Origin of the sequence: Photorhabdus africana, assembly GCF_035181445.1 — a bacterium.
GTDB classification, from domain to species: Bacteria; Pseudomonadota; Gammaproteobacteria; order Enterobacterales; family Enterobacteriaceae; genus Photorhabdus; species Photorhabdus laumondii.
This window is the reverse complement of the sequence record NZ_JAXBVE010000147.1, coordinates 1-599: the sequence shown is the minus strand read 5'-3', so window position 1 is coordinate 599 and position 599 is coordinate 1. Positions and strand designations below refer to the sequence as shown.

The following is a 599-nucleotide window of genomic DNA, read 5'->3' as shown; positions in this document are numbered from 1 at the left end:
ACTTTGTCTCGAAATTCATGTTTATCCGCGAAATAACGGTTATTTCGAACCTGTTCATTCATGACCTTCCATAATCGCTCTATCGGGTTTAAATTTGGGCTGTATGGAGGAAGGTAATGTAATTCAATATTGCTGACATAAGCCCACTCCTTCACAAGATGAGCTTTGTTGTAACCTGCCCCATCCACAATAAGATGAATTTTTTGATGATAGTCAGGATAAGACTTTCTTATTTCATTGAAAAAACAGCAAATGTTGTAGTCATTGATGGTCTGATATTCCTGGAACACCGTACGACCAATGGCATTCAGGTTGAGCGCACCCAATATATTCAGGCGAGTTCGGCTTCCTGTTGTTTTGACTGTTTTTTTCTCACCTTTTCGCATCCAGCCATAACTGAGTTTAGTGCCTTGCGTCGGGTGAACAGCGTCAAGAAAAAGGATGGGTTCGTCTTTCGCTGTGACTTTAAGATTCTCATAATATTCAATAAATTGTCGCTGTTTTTCTGCGTCGAATTTATGAGGGACGCCACCCGGTTTTTTATAAGAAAAACCCTGACGGTGTAGCCATTTATTCATGCCGGGAATGCTAAAGGTAAT

Annotated in this window: 1 pseudogene; it reads right to left on the bottom strand. The window is 40.6% G+C overall.

Features of this window, described 5'->3' with window-relative positions:
* A pseudogene (locus tag SLS51_RS23135) lies at positions 1-599 on the bottom strand (IS630-like element ISPlu3 family transposase); the annotation flags it as partial.